The sequence below is a fragment of the Streptomyces sp. NPDC127108 genome (assembly GCF_042677545.1).
Lineage (GTDB): Bacteria > Actinomycetota > Actinomycetes > Streptomycetales > Streptomycetaceae > Streptomyces.
Genome location: NZ_JBHXTE010000015.1, coordinates 131,617 through 155,233, shown reverse-complemented (window position 1 = coordinate 155,233; position 23,617 = coordinate 131,617). Strand labels below are relative to the sequence as shown.

General features: G+C 68.9%; 10 protein-coding genes and 1 pseudogene. 9 read left to right on the top strand and 2 right to left on the bottom strand.

Going from position 1 to position 23,617, the window contains the following annotated elements:
* The first annotated feature begins 395 nt into the window (after nucleotides 1-395).
* From ACFVHO_RS15200 to ACFVHO_RS15185, 4 genes are all read left to right on the top strand, one after another.
* The gene (locus ACFVHO_RS15200) at nucleotides 396-6,722 is read left to right on the top strand and encodes a protein kinase (RefSeq protein ID WP_385713657.1); all 6,327 of its coding nucleotides are present in this window, start codon (nucleotides 396-398) and stop codon (nucleotides 6,720-6,722) included.
* 77 nt (nucleotides 6,723-6,799) lie between these two features.
* Nucleotides 6,800-9,769 (top strand): DEAD/DEAH box helicase, encoded by a 2,970-nt coding sequence (locus ACFVHO_RS15195; RefSeq protein ID WP_385713655.1) that lies wholly within the window; start codon nucleotides 6,800-6,802, stop codon nucleotides 9,767-9,769.
* Nucleotides 9,769-13,896: an Eco57I restriction-modification methylase domain-containing protein gene (locus tag ACFVHO_RS15190; RefSeq protein WP_385713653.1), complete on the top strand. Its 4,128-nt coding sequence runs from the start codon at nucleotides 9,769-9,771 to the stop codon at nucleotides 13,894-13,896. Before ACFVHO_RS15195 ends, ACFVHO_RS15190 begins: the two co-directional genes overlap by 1 nt.
* A gap of 181 nt (nucleotides 13,897-14,077) precedes the next feature.
* Entirely contained in the window at nucleotides 14,078-15,091 is a 1,014-nt protein-coding gene (locus ACFVHO_RS15185) for an EcsC family protein (protein WP_385713651.1), read from the top strand.
* A gap of 69 nt (nucleotides 15,092-15,160) precedes the next feature.
* On the opposite strand, the gene ACFVHO_RS15180 is transcribed toward ACFVHO_RS15185, so the two are convergent.
* Nucleotides 15,161-15,352, bottom strand: a complete 192-nt coding sequence (locus tag ACFVHO_RS15180; protein ID WP_385713649.1) for a DUF397 domain-containing protein — start codon at nucleotides 15,350-15,352, stop codon at nucleotides 15,161-15,163.
* Nucleotides 15,349-16,029 (bottom strand): annotated as a pseudogene (locus tag ACFVHO_RS15175) (DUF5753 domain-containing protein); the annotation flags it as partial. The pseudogene ACFVHO_RS15175 and the gene ACFVHO_RS15180, both read right to left, overlap by 4 nt.
* On the opposite strand from ACFVHO_RS15175, the gene ACFVHO_RS15170 reads away from it, so the two are divergent.
* The 5 genes from ACFVHO_RS15170 (at nucleotide 15,937) to ACFVHO_RS15150 (ending at nucleotide 23,616) form a co-directional block, all read left to right on the top strand.
* Nucleotides 15,937-16,437: an ATP-binding protein gene (locus ACFVHO_RS15170; RefSeq protein WP_385713647.1), complete on the top strand. Its 501-nt coding sequence runs from the start codon at nucleotides 15,937-15,939 to the stop codon at nucleotides 16,435-16,437. The pseudogene ACFVHO_RS15175 and the gene ACFVHO_RS15170 sit on opposite strands and share 93 nt — an antisense overlap.
* A 411-nt stretch (nucleotides 16,438-16,848) precedes the next feature.
* Nucleotides 16,849-18,264 carry a hypothetical protein gene (locus ACFVHO_RS15165; RefSeq protein ID WP_385713645.1) on the top strand — a complete coding sequence of 472 codons (1,416 nt, stop codon included), beginning with the start codon at nucleotides 16,849-16,851 and terminating at the stop codon, nucleotides 18,262-18,264.
* Between the two features lie 292 nt (nucleotides 18,265-18,556).
* Nucleotides 18,557-19,174 carry a nucleotide exchange factor GrpE gene (gene grpE / locus ACFVHO_RS15160; protein WP_385713643.1) on the top strand — a complete coding sequence of 206 codons (618 nt, stop codon included), beginning with the start codon at nucleotides 18,557-18,559 and terminating at the stop codon, nucleotides 19,172-19,174.
* A 62-nt stretch (nucleotides 19,175-19,236) separates the two neighbouring features.
* Nucleotides 19,237-21,741 (top strand): Hsp70 family protein, encoded by a 2,505-nt coding sequence (locus ACFVHO_RS15155; RefSeq protein WP_385713641.1) that lies wholly within the window; start codon nucleotides 19,237-19,239, stop codon nucleotides 21,739-21,741.
* 66 nt (nucleotides 21,742-21,807) lie between these two features.
* On the top strand, nucleotides 21,808-23,616 hold the full coding sequence (locus tag ACFVHO_RS15150; RefSeq protein ID WP_385713639.1) for an AAA family ATPase: 1,809 nt from the start codon (nucleotides 21,808-21,810) through the stop codon (nucleotides 23,614-23,616).
* Nucleotide 23,617 lies beyond the last annotated feature (1 nt).

The following is a 23,617-nucleotide window of genomic DNA, read 5'->3' as shown; positions in this document are numbered from 1 at the left end:
GTCGACCTTGACATGCGCACCAGCGCCGCCTTGCCGTCGAGGGCGTCCAGCCACCGCTTGCAGTCGAAGAGGTACTCATGCCTGCCGTCGGCGGTGGCCACCCTGCGCCCGGCCGAGAGCGAGACCCTGCCGCCGCTGCGCAGCTCCGCTGCGATCTCCAATCGCGCGGCCGTGAGCAGTTCCTTGACCGGATACGACAATCCCGCGGCCCCGTTCGCCCCGGATGACTGTAGGCATGGAGAACAGAGGAGCGAGCCTTTCCAACCAAGATACAACACGGCCAACCTGTTGACAACGTCAACAGGTTGACGTGATGCTCGTCAACAAGGTGAAGGTATACGCTCCCTACGGAATGTACCCACCTTGTATGCGACGGGTGAGAGCAGGGAGGGCCAGTGGGCCAGGAGACGGTCGCCGGGCGGTTCCGGATCACGGGGATCCTGGGCCGCGGGAACATGGGCGAGGTACACCGTGCCGAAGACCTTCAGGCCGCCCCGGACTCCCCGCACCGGCAGATCGCCGTGAAGACCGTGCTGCGGAGCCGGACCGGGATCGCTGTCGACGCCTCGGGGTCCGGCACGGAGATCGACCGCTTCCGCCGTGAAGTGCGGATCATGCGCATGCTCTCCCAGGGGCACCCGAACCTCACCCTGCTGATCGACGGTGGTGTGGACGAGGCGCCGGGCGGCAGCGGACTGCCCTATCTGGCCATGGAGTTGCTGGACGGCCATCCGCTCGCCGGCCTCATCGACGAAGAACCCCAGCTGCCGGTCTCCTGGGTCGCCGCCCTCGGGGCGCAGCTCGCCGCCGGGCTGGCCGCCGCGCACACCGCGGGGGTCGTCCACCGCGATCTGAAGCCGGCCAATGCGATGCTGACCCGCGACGGCACCGTCAAGGTCCTCGACTTCGGTATGGGTTCGGTCGTCGACGATCCTGACCAGACGCGGCTGACCAGTACGGGCGTCAGCGTCGGCACGGCTCGCTACATGGCGCCCGAGCAGTTCCGTGCCGAACGGGTCTCCGCGTCGGCCGATCTCTACGCGCTCGGCTGCATCCTGTACGAACTGCTGATAGGGCGGCCGCCGTTCTCCGCGAGAACCCCCTACGAGCTCTCCGAACAGCATCAGCACGAGCGGCCGCCGCGGCTGACCCTGGTGCGCCCGGATCTGCCAGCCGAACTGGTCCGGCTGGTGGATCGCCTCCTGGAGAAGGAGGCCGAACTCCGGCCCGACAACGCCGCCTTGGTTCGTGAGACGCTGGTCCCGCTCGCCTTCGCACCGGACGACACGGCCGTCCTGCTGGCTCCGCACTGGCAGGTCATGGACCCGGTGGCGCGACTGCGCGCCCTCCTCCCCCAGCCCACCCCTGCCGCATCCACGCCCGTGCCGCGCAGAGAGCCTCGTCTGCCCGAGGCGATGGACGTCTTCGGTATCCACTCCGATCTCATCAGCGAGTACGAGAGCTTCACCAAGAGCGCCACGGTGATCCGGGACGCCCGCATCGCCGGCTTCGTCGAGGACGATCTGGCGGCGAAGTCCCAGTGGCCCGACCCCTGGTTGTCGCTGAACCCGTTCTTCGCGGACGGCGGTCAGGTCACCGATCTCGTACGGGACGGCGTGCTCCACCCGAAATGCGCGGAGATCTTCCAGGCCGACAAGAAGGAGAGCTCGCCGCGCCCCGACGGGCGTCCGCTGACCTTCCACCTTCATCAGCGGCAGGCGATCGATGCCGCACAGGCGGGCGACTCCTACGTACTCACCACGGGCACCGGTTCCGGCAAGTCGCTGTCGTACATCGTCCCGATCGTGGACCGTGTGCTGAAGGAACGTCAGGCTGTCGGCCCCGATGCGGGTGGCCGGGTGCGTGCGATCGTCGTCTACCCGATGAACGCGCTGGCCAACTCGCAGTTGGGCGAGTTGGAGAAGTATCTGCGCCACGGCTTCGGAAAGGGCCGGGAGCCGGTCACCTTCGCCCGCTACACCGGTCAGGAGTCCAAGGAGGACCGTCGGGAACTGCGCAAGAACCCCCCGGACATCCTGCTGACCAACTACGTGATGCTGGAGCTGATGCTGACCCGGCCGGACGACCGGTCCAGCCTGATCCGCATGGCCGAGGGGCTGCAGTTTCTCGTCTTCGACGAGCTGCACACCTACCGCGGCCGACAGGGCGCGGACGTGGCGTTCCTCATCCGCCGGGTGCGTGAGGCCTGCCGCGCGTCCGCGACCCTCCAGTGCATCGGCACCTCGGCGACCATGTCCACCGAGGGCTCCTGGGAAGACCAGCAGCGTGAGGTGGCGAAGGTCGCCGGCCGGTTGTTCGGTACGACGGTGCTGCCGAAGCGGGTCATCGGCGAGACCCTGGTCCGGGCGACCGACGAGGCCTCCGAAAGCGTGCCCGCCGAGCGGCTTCGGGTGCCGGCTGCGCCCCGCTCGTACGACGCGCTGACGAAGGATCCACTGGCCCGCTGGGTCGAGTCCCGGTTCGGTCTGGAGCGCGAGGAAGGGACAGAAAGACTGCGGCGCTGCGCCCCGGGAACCGTCGAGGAAGCGGCGGCCGAGCTGGCTGCGGCGTCCGGGGTGCCCGAGGAGACCGTGCGGGAGGCGATCCGCACGACCCTGGAGGCGGGCGCGCAGGCCAAGCATCCGGTGACCGAGCGGCCGCTGTTCGCGTTCCGGCTGCACCAGTTCCTCTCCAAGGGCGACACCGTCTTCACCACGCTCGAGGATCCGCTCACCCGGCCGCTGACCCGCACCTACCAGCTGGAGCAGCCGGACAGCGACGGCGAGCCGCTGTTCCCGCTGGCGTTCTGCCGTGAGTGCGGCCAGGAGTACCTGACCGTCTGGCGGACGGAGGAGAACGGCGCATTTCGGTACGAGCCGCGGCGCGACACCTCCGCCTCGGGCGGCCGCGCGGGCGAGGGCTACCTGTACCTGGGCATGCCCGGCGAGGACTACGAGTGGCCGGCCGACCCTCAGAAGGCCGTGGACGACCGGCGGTTGCCGGAGTCCTGGCTGGAGTCGGACGCGCAGGGTGTGACGGTCGTCAAGAAGTCCTACCGGCCCCGGGTGCCCAAGCGGGTCGTCGTGGACGCCCACGGCCACGAATCGGGTGAGGGGCTGGTGGCGGCGTTCGTCCCGGCGCCGTTCCTGTTCTGTGTGCACTGCCAGGTGTCCTACGAGCAGACCCGCGGCCGGGACTTCGCCAAACTGGCCACCCTGGACCAGGAGGGGCGTTCCTCGGCGACTTCGCTGATCTCCGCGTCGATCGTGAAGTCCCTGCGGGCGGTGCCGGAGGAGAGCCTGGGCAAGGAGGCGCGCAAGCTCCTGACCTTCGTGGACAACCGGCAGGACGCCTCGCTGCAGGCCGGGCACTTCAACGACTTCGCCCAGGTGACCCAGTTGCGGGGCGCCCTGTACCAGGCCGCAGTCCGGGCCGGTGAGGAGGGCCTCAGCCACGACGACCTCGCCGAGGCCGTCACCGAGGTGATGTGTCTGACGCCCGCCGAGTTCACGGACGTCGCGAACCTGACCCCGGCCATGGAGCGCCGGGCCGTGAAGGCCTTCCGGGACGTCGTCGGGTACCGCCTCTACCGCGACCTGGAACGCGGCTGGCGTATCACGATGCCGAACCTGGAACAGACGGGGCTGCTCAGGATCGACTACGAGGACCTGGACTGGCTCGCCGCCGCCGACGAGCGCTGGCAGTCCGCGCACGCTGTGCTGCGGGACGCCGATCCGGCGCTGCGCGAGGAGATCGCCCGTACTCTGCTCGATTTCATGCGTCGGGCGCTGGCCATCGACGTCCAGTACTTCCGCGACGACTTCGACACCCTGCAGCGGGCGAGCGAGGAGCGGCTGACCGGGGCGTGGGTGCTGAGCGAGAGCGACCGCCCGACTGTCGGAACCGCCTACCCGTACGGCTCGCGGCCGGGTATGGAGCGCTCCGCGCTGTTCCTGTCGGCCCGCGGCAAGTTCGGCAAGTACCTGCGGCGGAACATGCCCGAGCTGCGCGAGCAGTCCGTGACCCTGGACGACGTCCAGGGCGTCATCGAGGACCTGTTGAAGGTACTGGTCGACGCCGACCTGGTGCGCGAGGTGGACGCGACCCCCGAGCTCTCCGGCCCGGCCTACCGACGCCGCGCGGCGCAGAAGCGCACCGGTTACCGGGTGTCGGCCGCAGCGCTGATCTGGCGGGCCGGGAACGGCGAACGCGGCGCGGTCGACCCGCTCGCGCGCACCTACAGCAGTGGCGAGGGCCCGCGCGTCAACCCGTTCTTCCGCGACCTGTACCGCACCGCGGCCGCCGAACTGGCCGGTCTGTACGCACGCGAGCACACCGCCCAGGTCCTCCCGGAGGACCGGCTGGAGCGCGAGGAACAGTTCCGAAAGGCCAACCTGCCTCTCCTGTACTGCTCGCCGACGATGGAGTTGGGCGTGGACATCTCCTCGCTCAACGCCGTGCTGATGCGCAATGTGCCGCCGACCCCGGCGAACTACGCGCAGCGCTCGGGTCGCGCGGGACGTTCCGGTCAGCCCGCGCTCGTGACCACGTACTGCGCGACGGGCAACAGCCACGACCAGTACTACTTCCGGCGCTCCCAGGACATGGTGTCGGGTCAGGTGGCCCCACCGCGCCTCGACCTGGCCAACGAGGATCTCGTCCGCTCGCATCTGCAGGGCATCTGGCTGGCGGAGACGGAGATGCAGCTCGGCATCGCGATTCCGGAAGTGGTCGATGTGGCCTACGACCCGGACGGTGACGACCGCCCCGATCCGCAGATGCCGCTCCCGCTCCGCTCCGACATTCTCAACCGGTCCCTGGACGAGGACGCCCGCAGGCGCGCGACCGCCACCGCCCGTACCGTGCTCGCTCCGCTGATCGCGGACTTCGAGTCGACCACCTGGTGGTACGACGAGTGGATCGAGGACCGGATCGAGCGGGCCCCGCAGGAGTTCGACGCGGCCTTCGACCGGTGGCGCCAGCTGTTCCGGGCCGCTGTCATCGACCAGTACGAGCAGAACAAGCGGGTCGTCGACCACACCCTCACACAGGGCGAGCAGAGCCGGGCGCGCAGCCGCCGCCGGGAGGCCGAGACCCAGACGAATCTGCTGCTGAACCGCTCCACCGACAGCAAGTCGGTGATGAGCGACTTCAACCCGTACCGCTATCTGGCGTCCGAGGGGTTCCTGCCCGGCTACAGCTTCCCGCGGCTGCCGCTGGCCGCGTACATCCCGCGCTCCGGCAACCGTCGCAACGCCGACGGCGACTATCTGCAGCGCCCCCGGTTCCTCGCGATCCGCGAGTTCGGCCCCGGTGCGCTCATCTACCACGAGGGCGCCCGCTACCAGGTCACCCGCGTCCAACTGCCGCCGGACGCCTCGGGCGAGCTGGCGACGGCGGAGGCCCGGCGCTGCGACGGCTGCGGCTACCACTACGTCGTCAAGCCCGGCCTCGACCAGTGCGACATGTGCAAGGAGGAACTGCGCGGCAAGCGCACCGGCCTTCTGCACCTGCACACCGTGTACACCACGCCGCGCGAGCGGATCTCCTCCGACGAGGAGGAGCGCCGCCGGGCCGGTTTCCGGCTGGAGACCTCGTACGCCTTCCAGGACCACGGCGCCCGCAAGGGACGCCTCACCTCGCATGTCGCCGACGGCGACGGGGCTCCCGTTCTCGACCTGGACTACGGCGACTCCGCGACCGTGCGCATCACCAACCTCGGCCGCGTCCGCGACAAGGAGGATGAGCCGGACGGCTACTGGCTGGACCTCGGCGACGGCCGCTGGCTCAACGACCGGGCCGCCGCCGACGCCATCGAGGGCACGGGTATGCCGGTGGTCGACGAGGACGGCAACGAGAAGCGCCGCAAGAAGCGGGTCCTGCCCTTCGTGGAGGACCGCCGCAACATTCTCGTGGTCACCTTGGAGGAGCCGCTGCCCGAGCCGGTGGCATGGTCGTTCCTGTACGCGCTGGAGCGGGGCATCGAGGCGGCGTTCGAACTGGAGGACTCCGAGCTGACCGCGGAGCTGCTCCCGCCGGACGAGGGTCCGCGCCGCCGCATGCTGTTCACGGAGGCCGCCGAGGGCGGCGCCGGTGTGCTGCGCCGGATCCAGCACGAGAAGGACGCCCTCGCCAAGGCCTCGAGGACCGCCCTGGAGATCTGCCACTTCGACCCGGACACCGGTGAGGACGAGGGCGGGCCGACGGACGGCGAGAAATGCGCACGTGGCTGCTACGCCTGCCTGCTGACCTACGCCAACCAGACGCACCACCGCCAGCTGAGCCGGCACGCCGCCCGTCCGCTGCTGGTCCGGCTGGCCGAGGCCCTCACCGAACGGGAGGACCGTGGTGAGTCCCGCAGCGAACAGTTCCGCAGGCTGGCCACCGCGAGCACCTCGCCGACCCCGGTGGAGGCGGATCTGGCGGCCCTGGTCGCGCAGGGCGATCTGCTCGGCTGGTTGAGGGCGAAGGGCTACCGGCTGCCGGACGAGGTGGAAGTCCTCGTCCCGGAGGCCGGGGCCTGCCCGGACCTCGTCTTCCGGCTGGACGGCGCCAACCTCGCCGTGTTCGTCGACCTCCCGGGCCACACCCCCGACTCCACCCGCGACATGGAGGCCGGGTATCGCCTGGAGGACGCCGGCTGGGACGTCGTGCGGTTCCCTACGGACGCCGACTGGGACACCATCGCGGACACCAACGCCCTCTACTTCCACCTCCGTTGACCGCACCACGTTCGTTGCTCGTCTCAGCGGCTCCCGACCTTCACGACCTTCACGACCTTTAGGAACCGAGACAACTCATGAGCCTCACGTACACAGCCGGCTCCCTGGTCGCCGCCCGGGGCCGGGAATGGGTGGTGCTGCCCGAGAGCGCCTCCGACATGCTGGTGCTGCGCCCGCTGGGCGGGAGCGAGGACGACATCGCGGCTGTCTTCCCCGCCTTCGAGGACGTACGGCCGGCCGAGTTCGCGGCGCCGAGCCCGACCGACCTGGGCGATCAGCGGGCCGCCGGTCTGCTGCGCACGGCGCTGCGCATCGGGTTCCGGTCGGGTGCGGGCCCCTTCCGCTCGCTGGCGTCGATCGCGGTGGAGCCCAGGGCCTACCAGCTGGTTCCGCTGCTGATGGCTCTGCGGCAGCGCACGGTACGGCTGCTGATCTCGGACGACGTCGGCATCGGCAAGACGGTCGAGGCCGGCCTGATCGCCAAGGAGTTGCTCGCGCAGGGCGAGGCGACCCGGCTGGCGGTGCTGTGCTCCCCCGCGCTGGCCGAGCAGTGGCAGGGTGAGCTGCGGGAGAAGTTCGGCATCGACGCCGAGCTGGTCCTGGCCTCCACGGTGACGCGGCTCGAACGCGGCCTGGAGCTGGGCCAGTCCCTGTTCGACAAGCACCCGTACACGATCATCTCGACGGACTTCATCAAGTCGACCCGGCACCGCGAGGACTTCGTACGGAACTGCCCCGACCTGGTGATCGTCGACGAGGCCCACAGCTGCGTGGCCGCCGACGACGCCGGGCAGGGCAGCGCCTCGTCCTCCTCCAACCAGCTCCGCTACGAGCTGCTGCGCCGGATCTCCGCGGACGCCGACCGCCACCTCCTGCTGCTGACCGCGACCCCGCACTCCGGCAAGGAGTCCGCCTTCCGCAACCTGCTCGGCCTGGTGCGCCCCGAACTCGCCACGCTGGACCTGGAGTCCAAGGCCGGGCGGGTGAAGCTCGCCGAGTACTTCGTGGCCCGCAAGCGTGCCGACGTCCGTACCTACCTCACCAAGGAGGACGGCCTCAGCGACGACTCTCTGGCCGAGCGGACCGCGTTCCCGTCCGACCGCTGGACGAAGGACGAGCCGTACAAGCTCAGCCCCGCCTACCGGGCGCTGCTCGACGACGCCATCGCCTACGCCAGGGACCGCGTCCAGGCCGCCGGCGAGCAGGGCAAGCGGGAGGCCCGGGTCGCCTGGTGGTCGGTGATCGCGTTGCTGCGCTCGATGGTTTCCTCCCCGGCCGCCGCCGCCCAGACCCTGAAGACCCGCTCGGAGTCCGCCGCCGCCCGCACCGCGCAGGAGGCGGACGTGCTGGGCGCCCCGGTCGCCGCCGACTCCGCCGAGAACGACCGCCTGGAGGGCATGGACGTCGCTCCGGGCGCCGCCGAGTCGGAGGAGGCGGGTGCCCGGCTGCTCGAACTCTCGCAGCGAGCAGCGGAGTTGGTCGGCCCGGCGGAAGACGTGAAGCTCAAAGCTCTCACCAAGCACCTGAAGAGCCTGATCGCCGAGGGCTACCACCCGATCGTCTTCTGCCGATACATCCCGACCGCCGACTACCTGGCCGCCCAGCTCGACGGCAAGCTCGGCAAGAAGACGAAGATCGCCGCGGTGACCGGCACCCTCTCCCCGCAGCAGCGTCTGGAGCGCATCGAGCAGCTCGCCGCCGAATCCGCCGAGTCCGCCGAGGAAGCGGGCGATCAGGCCGTCCGCCGCGTGCTGATCGCCACCGACTGCCTCTCCGAGGGCGTCAACCTCCAGCACCACTTCGACGCCGTCGTCCACTACGACCTGGCCTGGAACCCGACCCGCCACGACCAGCGCGAGGGCCGCGTCGACCGCTACGGCCAGAAGCGCGACCAGGTTCGGGTCATCACCATGTTCGGCGAGGACAACGGCATCGACGGCAAGGTCCTGGAGGTGCTGTTCGCCAAGCACCGGCAGATCAAGAAAGACCTGGGCATCTCGGTCTCCGTCCCCGACGAGACGGCTTCCGGGGTGACGGACGCCGTGGTCGAGTGGCTGCTGCTGCACGGCCGTCAGGGCAGCCAGGAGAGCCTGTTCGAGCTCGACAGCCACCAGGAGTCCTTCGACCGCATCCAACGCGAGTGGTCCTCGGCCGCCGAGCGGGAGAAGACCTCCCAGTCCAAGTACGCCCAGCGCAGCATCCACCCGGAGGAGGTGGCCCGGGAGGTCGCCGCCGTACGGGCCGCGCTCGGCGGCGCCGACGAGGTGCGCGACTTCGCCCTGGAGGCACTGCGCGACCTGGACGCCCTGGTCCGCACTGCGACATTTTCTGGGCGCGACGACAGCGGCGACTTCACGGCTCAGGCCGGTGGCGCTCCGGCCGGCCTGCGGGACGCGCTCGCAGCGACCCTCGGGGGTCGGCTGATCGAGGAGGACCGGGAGATCCCGTTCCGTACGACACCGGCGATCGGCCGGGGCGAGGCCGCGCTGGTCCGCACCGACCCGGCGATCGGTGCGATCGCCTCGTACGTCCTGGACTCGGCGCTCGACGCGAACACCCCCGGCCCGCGCCCGGCACGCCGCTGCGGTGTGGTGACGACGGACGCGGTGACGATCCGGACCACGCTCCTGCTGGTCCGCTACCGCTTCCATCTGACGCTGCCGTCCCGCACCGGTGAGCGGCAGTTGGTCGCGGAGGACGCACGGCTGCTCGCCTACGAGGGAATGCCGTCGCGTGCCCGCTGGCTGGACGACGAAGCGGCCGCCGCGCTGCTGGCCGCGCGGGCCAGTGCCAACACCCATGAGCAGCTCGCCCGCAACCAGATCGGCCGTGCGCTGGACGGTCTGCCGGATCTGGCCGGGCATCTCACGGAGTACGGCACGAGCCTGGCAGCCGAACTCGACGCCTCGCACCGCCGCGTGCGCAAGGCCAACGAGGAGATCGTCCGCGGCCTGAAGGTCGTCCCGCAGGAGCCCGCCGACGTCCTCGGTGTGTACGTCTACCTGCCGCAGCAGCCCGCTTCTACTGTGTCCGGAGCCGAAGCCTGATGCCCGTCACCGCCACCCGCACCGCCCTGGCCTTCACGGCCGTCACCACGGTCGGCGGGTTGCTCCCCGCCGACATGCTGCTGCGCATCGCCGAGGCGCGGAACCTGCCGGGCACCAAGTCCGCCGACTACGGCCTGCCCGCCTCGGTCCCGGTACGCGACGAGGCCGAGCGCGCCTGGGAGTATCTGAAGCCGCTCTGGCGTGACCTGCGCAAGGCCCTGCCCTCGAACCCGAACACCGGGGCCCCCGCCCCCGACCCGACGGGCCGGTCCGGTACCGACTGGCTCGCGCAGCTCTTCCGGAAGCTGGACTTCGGTGCGCTGACGGAGGTCGGCGCGGCGGGTATCCCGGCCGACTCGGACCCGGAGAAACGGTTCCCGGTGTCGCACCGGCATGGTCCAGCCCTGGTCCACCTGATCCCGTGGAACCAGGAGTTGGACAAGCGCCCGGCGGCGGGGCAGGTCCCGGCGCAGTCGATGCTCCAGGACTGCCTGAACCGTACGGAGGCCCACCTGTGGGCGGTCCTCACCAATGGCCGCCGTCTGCGTCTGCTGCGCGACTCGTCGTCTTTCTCTACGGCCGCGTATGTCGAGTTCGACCTTGAGGCCTTGTTTGACGGTGAGCTGTTCAGCGAGTTCGTGCTGCTGTACAGCCTGCTGCACGCGTCCCGGTTCGAGGTGCCGGAGGGGGCGGCCGCTTCGGGGTGCTGGCTGGAGAAGTGGCGTACGGAGGCGGTCACTTCGGGCGCGCGGGCTCTGGATCAGCTGCGACTGGGGGTTCAGAACGCACTGACGGTGCTGGGTACCGGGTTCCTTCGGCACCCGGAGAATGTCCGGCTGCGGGAGGACGTAGATCCGAAAGCGCTTCGGGATGCGTTGCTGCGGCTGGTCTATCGGCTGTTGTTCGTGTTCGTCGCGGAAGACCGTGGGGCGCTGCTCGACCCGGACGCCGGCGAGCGGCAGCGGGAGGCGTACGAGCGGTACTTCTCGTCGGCACGGCTGCGGGAGCGGGCGCGGCGGCGTCAGGGGACGGCTCATGGTGATCAGTACGAGGCGCTGCGGATCGTTCTTGACGCGCTGGGGACGGAGGGTGGCCGCCGTGAGCTGGGGCTGCCTGGTCTTGGCGGGTTGTTCTCCCAGAAGGAGGCCGATGCACCGCTGGAGGGGCTGAGGCTTTCCAATGAGTCGCTGCTTGCGGCTGTACGGCACCTCGCTCAGGTCCGTGACCCGGGTGCGCGGCGGTGGCGGGCGGTCGACTATCGGCATCTGGATGCCGAGGAGTTGGGCTCGGTGTACGAGTCCCTGCTGGAGCTGGAGCCGAAGCACTCGGCGACGGATCGCTCGTTTGAGTTGATCGAGGTGGCGGGGAACAGCCGTAAGACGACAGGGAGTTACTACACGCCGTCGTCGCTGATCGAGTGTCTGCTGGATACGACGCTGGACCCGGTGATAGACGATGCGGTCAAGCGGGGTGAGCAGCGGGCCACTGAGGGTGGGCGGCCCGACCCGGCGGATGACATCGTCGAGGAGCTGCTGTCGCTGACGGTGTGTGACCCTGCTTGTGGGTCGGGACACTTCCTTGTCGCTTCGGCTCGGCGTATCGCCAAGCGGGTGGCGTCGGTGCGGGTGCGGAACCCTGAGCCGACGGTCGATGCGATGCGGCATGCGTTGCATGAGGTCGTCGCGCGGTGCATCTACGGCGTCGATCTCAACCCGATGGCCGTGGAGTTGGCCAAGGTGTCCTTGTGGATCGAGGCGATGGAACCGGGCAAGCCGCTCGGGTTCCTGGATGCCCATGTGAAGCAGGGGAACGGCTTGATCGGAGCGACGCCGAAGTTGTTGGCGGACGGTGTTCCGGATGACGCGTTCAAGCCGATCGAGGGGGACGATCGGAAGTATGCGGCCGGGCTCGTCAAGCGGAACAAGGCTCAGCGGGGCGGGCAGGACGAGCTGCTGTTTGATGCGGATGCGTTGCCGGGGAACGAGCGTTACGCCGCCGAGCTAGCCAGCATTACGGCTGCGCCTGCCAACCTCTTGGAACAGGTGCGGGCTCAGGAGTCTGCCTATCAGGCCTACACCGAATCGACCGCGTATGTGCAGGACCTGCATGCTGCCGACGCATGGTGCGCCGCGTTTGTGTGGCCCAAGCGGGAGGGTGCGCCGGAGGCGCCTACCGACCAGGTGTTTCGGGCGTTGCGGGGGCGGGATCAGTCTGCAGTGCCGGATGACACGCACAAGTTCATTCTGCGACTGCGGGATGAGTACAGCTTCTTTCACTGGCACTTGGAGTTTCCGGAGGTCTTCTCCGTTCCGGAGTCGGGAATTGGGGTTCAGCCGGGAACGGGGTGGGCCGGGGGGTTCGACGCGGTGGTGGGGAATCCGCCGTGGGATAGTGTGAACTTTCCGGAGACGGAATTCTTCGCTGTACGCGCTCCGGAGATTTCGGCAACCAACAACACGGCCGCGCGCAAGAAGAAGATCCGCGAGCTCAAGGACGACCCGGACACCGCCCGGCTGTACAGGGAATACGAGGACGCCAAGCGCAAGGTGTACGGCGAGAGCCACTTCTGGCGTACCTCAGCGCGGTATCCCCTGACCGGACAAGGAAATCTCAACCTCTACGCACTCTTCGCCGAGAGTGATCGCATCCTCACCTCTAATCGCGGACGCACCGGCGTTATTATCCCCACCGGCATTGCGACAGACTCGCGCACTCAGTATTTCTTCAAGGATCTTGTCACGAAGGGTCAGGTCGCGGCTCTCTACGACTTCGAGAACGAGGACAAAGTCTTCCCCGAGGTTCATAACCAGCTGCGCTTCTGCCTGTTCATGCTGCGCGGTTCAGGCAATCTTCATGAGCCGATCCAGATGGCCTTCAAAGTACGGCAACCCGAGCAGATCACTGATCGAAGATACCTGCTCACAGCCGAGGACATTCTGACCATGAACCCGAACACCGGAACCTGTCCCGTGTTCAACTACAAGCGAGACGCGGATATCACGCTGGGCATCTACCGTCGAATCCCTGTCCTGATCAAGGAAGCTGATAGGGCAGGAGGGAACCCTTGGGGTATTTCATTCATGCGCATGTTCGAAATGTCGCACGACTCCCACTTGTTCCGCCCGGCCGCACAGAACGACGAGACGCTCGACGACCTACTCAAGAGCGGCTGGACCCTAGACGGAAACGTGTTCGTTCGCGGCGAAGAACGCATGCTCCCGCTATACGAGGCAAAGATGCTCCACCACTACGACCACCGCTTCTCTACGTACGAGAATGCCACGGAGAAGCAACTCAACAAGGGCACGCTTCCTCGGTTCACGATGGAACAGCATCAGGATGCTTCTGCTGTACCGGTGCCCCGCTACTGGGTGCCTGAGCAAGAATTTCTGACTGAGGAAGTCGACAGTGATGGAAAACCGATTATGGAACCGGGCGTCCACAATCGTCTAGCGGCCAAGGGGTGGCACCGGGGCTGGGTGATGGGATGGCGTGACATCACTAACAAGAGCAACGAACGAACGCTGATCGCGGCAGCCGCTCCGGCCCACGGTTTCGGCCATCCGTATCCTCTGGCCCTCCCCGCCCTGTCGAGCCATGCTCTGCTACTTGCCGCTGCCTGGTCATCCATGGCCTGCGACTACACCGTCCGCCAGAAGATCGGCGGCACGCACCTCACCTACGGGTACATCCAGCAGATGCCGGTGCACACCCCCGACCAGCTCACACCACACACCGACTTCATCTCTCCTCGCGTGCTCGAACTCACCTACACCGCAACCGACATGCGCCCGTTCGCCAACGACCTCGGCGACTCCGGCACCCCCTTCCGCTGGGACGAAGACCGCCGAGCCATCATCCGCGCCGAACTGGACGCCCTCTTCTTCCACCTCTACGGCATCACCCGCGACGACACGGCGTACATCCTGGACACCTTCAACGTCACCCGCGACAACGACATCAAGGCGCACGGCGAGTACCGCACCAAGAACCTGATCCTCGCCGAGTACGACCGCATGGCCGCCGCCGGCCTCACCCTGGAGAACCCCCTCACCGAGGGCGAGTCCGGCACCTACCGCTCGACCCTCACGCCGCCCCCCGGCCAGGGCCCCAGGCACCCCGCCTGACAGCACGTCACCCCGGCCAGCACATCGACCTGGAGCGGGCCCGACGCACCCGGGCCCGCTCCAGGAGCTGACCGCCGCGTGGCCCCGTACAACACCGCAGCCTCCACACTGCGGCCTCAGCCACGCGCCGAAGGCCAGCCCATCGTGGCCCCACCGATCACAGCCGAAACGGAGAACCACGATGAGCACGCACGCCGACCAACTCCTCGACGCCACAACCCCGATGAGCGCATACGAGAGCCAGGTATGGGACACGCTCAACGAACACTGGCAGCGCCGCAACAACCGCCGCGGCCTGCCGAATTGGGCGAACACCGCACTCAACCGCACCGGAGAGGTCGCGGGGAACGCCGCGAGACGGGTGACCGACGCGGTACCAGAGGCGATCTCGGAGCCAATACGTCGCGCAGGCGACGCAGTCGCCGACAAGGCCATGCGACCGGCGCTCGCAGGCGCTGCAGCGTTGGTGGAACTGGTCAATGACTGGGCCATGGAACTCAACGACCCGACGAACGTCGAGAAGCTCGCCCACAAGCAGGGCCTCAACATCGACAGTTTCACCGAAATACGGCAGCAAGACCTCAAGGTCTGCGACCGGCTGCTGACCCGCAACACGCTCAAGTGGAGGACCGCCGGGGCCTTCGAAGGCGGCGCCATGGGCCTGCTCGCCATGATCCCCGTCGCCGGCATCCCCGCCGCGATGACCGCAGACATCCTCGTCGTCCAGGTCCTGAGCACGTCGATCGCGTCACGCATCGCATACGCCTACGGCTACGACGCCAAGGACCCTAAGGAACAGGACTTCATCGAACGCCTGGTACGACGGTCCTTCATGGCGCAGGCGGCAAAAGCCAAGCCGCTGAGTGAGACCGCACGGGCGGCGAGCGCGGTCAAAGGACGCGTGAAGTGGTCGGCGAAGCTCCGGCAGGACCACCGTCTCCTGGCCGCCCTTGAAAAGCTGATGCAGCAGCTGGGTCCGGCCGGCTCCAGGGTGCCCGTGCAGAACGTCGCCAAGGTCGTGCCAGTCGTGGGTGTGCTCATCGGTGCCGGAATGAATGCCGCGATCCTCGGCAGAGTGGCTGCAGACGCCCAGCGGTACTGCCAGACGCGTTTTCTGTGCGACAAGTACGGGTTGCCTCTACCAGCCGCACTGGCGGCCGACGAGGATGACGATCCTCAAGCAGACGCCGGATAGAACATGGCCAGCATGCACGCGATGACACTCCGCAGAATTCACTGAACGCCATCGCGCTTACCCCTCCGCTCAGACGTCCGCCACGAACCCCGCGAACCGCGACCACGCCTCACGCCCCACCGCGAAGGCCGGGCGGCTCACGTCCTTGGAGTCCCTTACGTGGACGGCCTGTTCGGCGATCGCTATCTCCACGCAACTGTCACCCTGGCTGCCGCTGTAGCTGGACTTGAACCAGGCGAGTCCCGTCGTATCGCTGCTCACAGCTCGTCTCGCAGTCGCTCCAGCAGGTCCCGTGATTCCATCGGGTTCAGGGCCTGCGAGCGCAGTGTGTCATAGCGTCGGCAGAGCAGACTCACCTCTTTTGGATCGGAGATCAACCGCCCATTCTGCTGACCTTCGGAGTAACCGAGTCGCTGCCCCGCCGGGGTTTCCAACAACTGCACCGGCCCGTCCAAGCACCCATGGAACTCCGACTCCAGCGGCACCACTTGGAACGTCACGTTGCGCGGCGCGGTGAGCTCCAGCGCATGATTCAGCAGGCTCGCATGCACGCGCACTCCACCCAGCCTGCGCCGCAGCACCGACTCCTCCACGATGAAGCTGAACGGCATCGTCGAACGCTCCGTCAACATCCGCTGCCGTTCCATACGCGCAGTGAGCTGCGCCTCCGTCTGCTCATCGGTCAGCAGCGGAATGCTGTTGTCGAACACCGCCCGCGCATACGCCTCCGACTGCAACAACCCCGGCACCAGCCGACACTCATACGTACACAGACTCACCGCCTCCCGCTCCAGCCGAGCCCACCGCCGGAACCAGGCCGCCAGCCCCACCTCCCCCTGGCTCAAATGACGCGCAGCCCGCCACAGCCCACCCGTGCCGCCGGTCGCCCCCTTCGCCCGCTCCATGAACGCCTCGTCCGGCATCCGGCGCCCCAACTCACCACCTCCTCCCTCACCTTCACGCAGCTGCTCTCCCCCACCCCGCGTGGTGCCCGCCTCGCCCGGCTGCCCAGCGTGAGCCAACTGCGGTCCTGGGGCGCCCCGCCGGATCTCACAGAGCGTGCCGAGATCGTCGTCGCGGAGCTCGCCGCGAACGCCGTACTCCACGGGCGCCTGTCCGGTCGTAGCTTCCGGCTGACCCTCGCGTTCGACACCTCGGCCGGCCGGCTCCGCATCGACGTAACCGATGCACGCGGCGACAGATGGCCGCAGCCGCGTCCCGCGACCGTCGCCTCCTCCGACACGGCACTCCACACCAACGGACGCGGCCTCGCCTTCGTCGCCGCGATCGCCGACCACTGGGAAACGCTCCCCCACCCAGCGGCAAGACCGTGCGAGCCGAACTGACCAGTCCGGCCTGAGAGGCACCCAACGCAAATCAGCCATCCCTCCCGATCGCGCGTTGACGTTGCCAACACGCCTCCCTACGGTGGTCCCTTGTAGGACGGGGATCATGGGGGACGACAGACCGTGCAGGTGAAAGACACCGGCGAACCCGACCGGACCGTCACGGCACACGGCCTCCTGCTCGATGCCGAACACGCTTTTCTGCGTGCGGAGTTCCGCCCCGTACGACCGCTCCTCCAGCGGTTTCAGCACGAGTTCGGCACCTCTGACGCCGACGACACCTCGATGCGTTACGCCATACTCCGCGCCGCCCTGGCCGCTCGTGCGGGCAGCTGGCCGGAGGCGGCCCGATGGTGCCCTGACCGAGACGACCTGGGCCGAGCGGACACAGGCATCGTCCACTCTCTTGCAGTGAGTGCCCTGCGCAGGCTGAGCGAAGAGGGACGGCACACCGAAGCCGCTACCGCCGCGCTCGCGATCGTCCTGTGGGCACACCTCCTGGACGAGGAGGATCCGGGCGACTTCCACGGGCTCCTCAGCGAACGGCGCGACACCCCCGTACCCGAGAAGCTCTGGGAGGAAGCCCGCCAACATCTGCACGGACGCGTCACCGACCTGCTGCACGCCCTGGACGTCCGAGCCGGCCGCGACGCCCTCTCCGCTTGGCGGACAGCCTGGGAGGCCGAGCGCGACGGCCTCGACCCCGTCGTCGTCCCCTCCGCCGCAGAGCCCGACGGTCTCATCCCCCTCGGGCTCGCCGCCGGTCATCTCGTACGGCATGGCCGCCATATCGACCTCCTCGACACCTACACCGCGCGCCATCCGGACACGACCGCCTGGACCGTGGACGCCCCCGACCACCGTGCTTGCGCCGACGCGCTGGGCCAGGCTCTGGCGGGGCGGGCCCAGGACCGGGTGCGGGCCGGTGAGTGGACCTCGGCGCTCTCCGACTTCAGTACGGCAGCGCAGCTCGGACGCAGCCTCGCGGCCAAGGAACAGCAGGCCGTACTGCGCGCCGCAGCGAACGTCGGGCGGACCAACACCGGTCGCGGTAACTCACCCGTCACACGGATCCAGGGCCTCGACCTGGCCCATGCCCTCCTGCCACAGGACACATCCGTGGCCGCTGAGTTGACCGCCGAGCTGGTGCGTCAGGGCCGGCGGGTCTTCACGAGCGACCCGGCGCAGAGCCGTAGGCGTTTCGCGCGCGCCCTGGACGTGACGCCCGGGGACCCGGACGCCCGGTCGGGCCTCGACGGCCACCTGAGGGCGGAACTCGATCGGGGGGACAAGCTCTGTGTCGACGACGTGCAGGGTCTGCTCGAACGTGACCCCGAGTGCGAACCGGCCCGGAAATGGCTCGGCGACCACTACGCGGAACTGGCGATGACCGCCACCGCTGCCCCCGACACCGACGGCCTCCGCACCACCATGGAGCGCCGTGTCGAACTGCTGAGCATGGCCGTGGGCATCGCGGGCCCTGGCCGGACCAGCCAGGTCAGGGAGCAGCTGGACACCGCCGTTCGCCTGCTCGCGGAGCACCTGGAAGCCACCGCGTCCCCGTCGGACGTCATCGAGCTGTTCCTCCGGGATCTGATGCGGACCGGTGTGAGTGCCCGTTTCGATCAGACCGTGGAATCCGCCTACTTGAACCGCGCCCAGGAGCGCGAGCAGGCCGGTGATCCTGACGGGGCGCAGCACGACCGCGTGTGCGCGGAGCGGATCGGCGCCGGGCTGCCCGACCAGGGCCTGCTCTTCGGCCCGAGCCCCGGGCCTCGCTCCGGCAGGCACGGTCATGGCGACACCGGACAGGAGGCTCTCTTTTGACCACCGGCGCATCCACCGACACGTCCGCCGCCCCGAACGGTGGTGACAGCGAACTCCCCCCGATTCCGTGGTTCGGCCCCACGCTTCACGAACTCGTGCCCAGCATCGCGCCGGGCACCCGCCCCCAGCCCCTGCGCAGGCAGGCGGCACAAGCGCTGGCGAAGGCCCGACAGGATCCGGTCAGGCACGGGCTCATCGAGCGCGCCGACCAAGCCTCTCGCAGTCCCGTCGCCGCACTCGTCGCCGAAATGCTCACCCCGCCCTTGCCCCCGCAAGCCTCCGAGGAGTGTCCGTGACCGATCCCGCCCCGGCCGTGGCCACCAGCCCGCCGTCCGAAGTCGACAAGCTGCGGCGCCGGGTGGAGGGGTTGTCCCGCAAGCGCGATGAGTCCGAGGCCCGATTGCGTGACCTGCTGACCGCGCTGCTGCCGCTGGACGACGTCCTCGCGGACACACGCCGACGGGCCGGTTCCCTGCAGGAGGCGCGGTCCCCACGCGAGGCGGTCTCGGCCGCGATCGCGCTGAGCGAGCAGGTCGATGCGGCGCAACGGATGCTCCGCAGCGAGTTGGCCCAGCACGACGTCGTCCCGGTGGACGTGATGGGCCGGGTCGTCGATCCGGCGGAGATGCGCGTCGTCGGTACGGAACCGCATCCGACCTGGCCGGAAGGCACGGTGCTCAGGGAAAAGCTCACCGGCTTCCGCCTGGGCGGCGCCGTCCTGCGGGCCCCGCGGGTGGTCATCTCCGTGCCTGGACCGGCACCGGAGCCCGAACCCGAGCCCGAGCCCTCGGTCACGATTGCCGCTTCAGGTGGCAAGCGGGCGCAGCCACAGCGCACCACCCGCTCCCAACGGCGCCGCCTGCAACACAAGCCCTCGGCCTGGCGCGGACGCCGCTCCCGCCGTACCTGAACCGAACACCGCACCGCCCCGTTCGCCTCCGACGCTCCATGACGATCAGGAAGCACCCTGCCATGCACCGGACTCTCGGTATCGACCTCGGCACCACCAACTCCGTCACGGCCTGGCTGCACGACGGCGTCCCCGCCGTCCTGCCCAACCGGCACGGCGATCCGGCCACCCCGTCCGCCCTCGGAATCGACTCCCGAGGCGCCTTGCTGGTGGGGCAGGAGGCTCTCAACTGGCGTGCGGGGGATCCGCGTTCCGTCATCACCGAGGTCAAGCGGCTGATCGGGCGGCGCTGGGACGACGACCTCGTACAGCAGGCACTCGCCACGCGTCCGGACGACGCGCCGCCGGTGCGGGCCGGAGCCGACGGCTCGGTGGAGATCCGGCTCGGCGAGCACTACCTCTCCCCCGTGCAGGTCTCCGCCGTCCTGCTGCGACGGCTGAAGAAGGATGCCGAGGACACAGCGGGAGTGCCGTTCCGGCGTGCGGTGATCACAGTGCCGGCGTACTTCGCCGAGCCGCAGACCCATGCGGTGCGCGAAGCCGGACGGCTGGCCGGGTTCCATGTGGCGCGCATCGTGAAGGAACCGACCGCCGCCGCGCACGCCTTCGGTATCAGGCCGGGCGAGAACGGGACCCCGGACTACGCCACCCTGCTCGTCTTCGACCTTGGCGGCGGCACCTTCGACGTGTCCCTGCTGACGATCGGCCCCGGCTACTTCTCGGTGGATCAGCTGGGTGGGGACAACCTCCTCGGCGGTGCGGACTTCGACGCGCTGCTGGACCGCCACTTGCGCGAGCGGCTCGACGGACGTGACCACGGCGGCGAAGGCGACGCCTCCCGCATCCGGGCCGCCGCCGAGCGCGCGAAGGTCGAACTGTCCGCGCGGGACGCATTCGACGTGACGCTCGCACCGCTCGGTCACCAGGGCGGATCCTGGTCGGGGACGGTACGGCGTACCGACTTCGAGAAGCTCCTCACCGAGCACCTCGGCCGGATGTGTGACACGGTCTCGTCGGTGCTGACGGAGAGCGGCTCTCTGCCCGAGGACATCCAGCAGGTCCTCCTGGTCGGCGGCTCCACCCGCATCCCTGCCGTCCGGCGTGATCTTCAGGGGCTCTTCGGCGAGGACACGGTCTCGGACGCGGTGGACCCCATGATGGCCGTCGCGCACGGTGCCGCCGTGGAGGCAGGTCTCCTCGACACCCTCGACTGCCCTGCCGAGAGCTGCACCATCGAGGGCATCCCCGTCACCGAGGACGCCTGCCCGTCCTGTGACACCCCGCTCCTCGGTGCCGCCACCGTGGACTGCCCGGGCTGCCACGTGCCTGCACCCGAACTCACCGCCGTCTGCCCCGTGTGCGCCACGGTTCTGTCCGGACTACGGGCTGCCACCCCGGCGAAGATCCGCACGGAGTGCCCGGAGTGCGGCCGCGACGACAACCCCGCCTCCGCGACCGCGTGCCTCGACTGCGACGCGCCACTGGACATGGGGGGACTGAAGTGCCCCGGCTGCGCAATGGTCAACGTCCCCGGTCTCAGCAACTGCTCGTTCTGCGGCGGCGACTTCGGCACCGCACTCCCCCAGCAGGTCACGGCCCAGCACATCGGTCTTGAGCTGGACGACGGCACCCTCAAGGTCCTCTTCCCCGGCGGCACCCACTACCCGACCGAATGGCACCGGGTCGACGACCTCGCGGTACGCAGCGACAACGGCGCATCCGTGCGCTTCCAGCTCTGGGAAGGACCACACCTGCGCTCGGCGCAGCGCAACGAGTTCTGCGGGAGCTTCGTCGACGAACGCACCGAGGGGCTCCGCGGAGAGGTGCCGCTCACCGTTCAGGCGAAGCTCGATGCCGACCGGACCGTCGCCTTGCAGTACCGCCTCGGCTCCGGCGACTGGCGAGGCGCGGAGCTCCGCCGCAGCTTGGTCTCCACAGGTACGGGCCGGAAGGCAGCCGAACTCCACGACCGGTACGCCCGCTTCCTGGTCGGCTTCAAGCACGATCTGACCGCCGCCGAACTCGACGCTCTCACCGAGGCCCAGGCCGACTTGGCGGCGCTCGCCAAGGGAGAGACCGTGGGCCGTTCCCTGGACGGGCTCCTGGAATCCGCCCGCACCACCCTGGACCTGTGCACGCGGGTTCGAAGTGCCCACGCGCAGGCGAGCATCACCTCCCGGAGCGGGCGCGGGCTGCTGCCGCCGCCGCTCCTGGAAGAACTACGGGAAGGCGCCGAGGCGGTCATGGACGCACGCAAGGCCATGGACCCAGACGCCATGCGGGCGAACACCGAACGCGTGGAGGACCTCTGGGCCGGTATCGACCCGGCGGTCCGGACCTCCCTCATGACCATCCGACTGGCCGAACAGGACGCCTATCCGGCGACCCTGCGGAAGGAGATCGTGGCCGCCCGCGACGAGCTGCGCAGCGCGGTGGAACGCGGCGATCAGGCGGCGCAGGATGCCCAACTCGTACGGCTCGTGGGCCTCGCCAAGGAAGGCCACGGCCAGTTCGCGGACGTGACCACCCCGCCGTCTGTGGGGAGCGTGCTGCCGACGGAGCGGTGACGGCTCTCGGAACCGTAGTTCACCAACCCAGAGTCCATTGACAGTGTCAACAGGTAGAGTGGAGCCATGTCGCAGCCCGAGCTCCTTCCCGGCACTCCTGAGTTCCGCATCAAGCTCCCCCAGGGCGGTGAGGCGCGCGGGCAGCTGCTGGCCGAGTTCGGCGGCAACGGCACGCACAAGTTCCTGCTGCGGGAAGGTTCCCTGGTGGCCGCCGAGGCCTGGCCCGGGCTCGGCGACCACACCCGCCGCAACCGCGCGGATCTGCGCGCGAGCGGCGGCCTCGTCGACGCGACGGCCGACCCCAGCCTGCCGAAGGACCAGCAACGGTGGAGGGCGGCCCGGGACATCGAGTGCAACTCCTCCTCGGCCGCCGCCGCGCTCGTGTACGGCTACGACGCTTCCGGCCCGGAGTCCTGGCGCACCACGGAAGGCCATCCGCTCGCCGACTATCTCTCCACCGGTTGGCGTGCCCCGCGCAAGGCATGGCTGGTGCGCGGCTCCAATGTCTCCGGGCACAACCTGGTGCGGCAATTGTGGCTCCAGGAGGGGTTCGTCTCGCTCCCGGCCGCGCATCTGCCGCCCCTTGAGGAGAGCGATCCGACCAAGAGCATGCTGCGCCGCTTCGTGGAGGACGGGTACGAGGGATCGGCCTCGTACAACCAGAAGCGGGGTCTCGTCGACGAACTGCACGCCTTCCTGACCCAGATGCGGATCGGCGACACCGTGGCCACCATAGGCGATGGTCGACTTCACATCGGGCAGCTCACTGGCGACTCCGTGCAGACCTCGTCGCAGGGCGGTCTGTCCAATCTGCGCAGGACCGTCTCCTGGTTCACGAAGAGCCACGCGTACGAGGAGCTGCCGGAGGAGCTGCAGCAGAAGTTGTCCGTTCAGCATGATGTCGTCGACCTGACCGGTGTCCTGGACGCCCTGGACGTGCTCACCGGACCGGGGGACCACGTGGCCCCAGAGGCGGCCGACACCACCGGGGAACGGTCGGCGCCCCGGGAGCTGACCCTGCCGGACATCACCGAGGAACTCGCTGCCGAACTCCTCGTCCATGACCGCGACTGGCTGGCCGAGATGCGGGAACTGCTCATCGATGAAAGACAGTTGGTGCTCTACGGCCCCCCGGGCACCGGCAAGACGTACCTGGCGATGAAGCTGGCCGAGTACCTCGGCGGCGGTCCGGAGCAGGTCAAGATCGTGCAATTCCATCCCTCGTACGCCTACGAGGACTTTTTCGAGGGCTTCCGGCCCGTGGAGGATCCCGATACGCGGGAGGTGGCCTTCCGGCTGACGGCCGGCCCGCTCCGGGAGCTCGCCGATCTCGCCTCCCGCGACGGCAACCGGCACATCCCACACTTCCTGATCATCGACGAGATCAACCGCGCCAATCTGGCGAAGGTCTTCGGTGAGCTGTACTTCCTCCTGGAGTACCGGACGAGGTCGGTCCGACTCACCTACTCCGGGGACGACTTCGGGCTGCCGCCCAACCTCTTCGTGATCGGCACGATGAACACCGCCGACCGGTCGATCGCCCTCGTGGACGCGGCGATGCGGCGCCGCTTCGCGTTCGTGGAGCTGTCCCCGCGCACCGAACCGACCGCCGGGCTGCTCGCCCGCTGGCTGAAGCGCGAGGGCAAGGACCTGGAACCCGCCCGCCTGCTCGACGCCCTCAACGCCCGTGTCGACGACGCCGACTTCGCCATCGGACCGTCGTACCTGATGAAGCCGGGCGTGTACCGCGACGGCGGCCTCGATCGGACGTGGCGCACAAAGATCCTGCCGCTGCTGGAGGAGCACCACTACGGCGAGGGCCTCGACGTCGCCGCTCGCTACGGCCTCGACGCCCTGCGCGAGCAGCGCCCGTGAC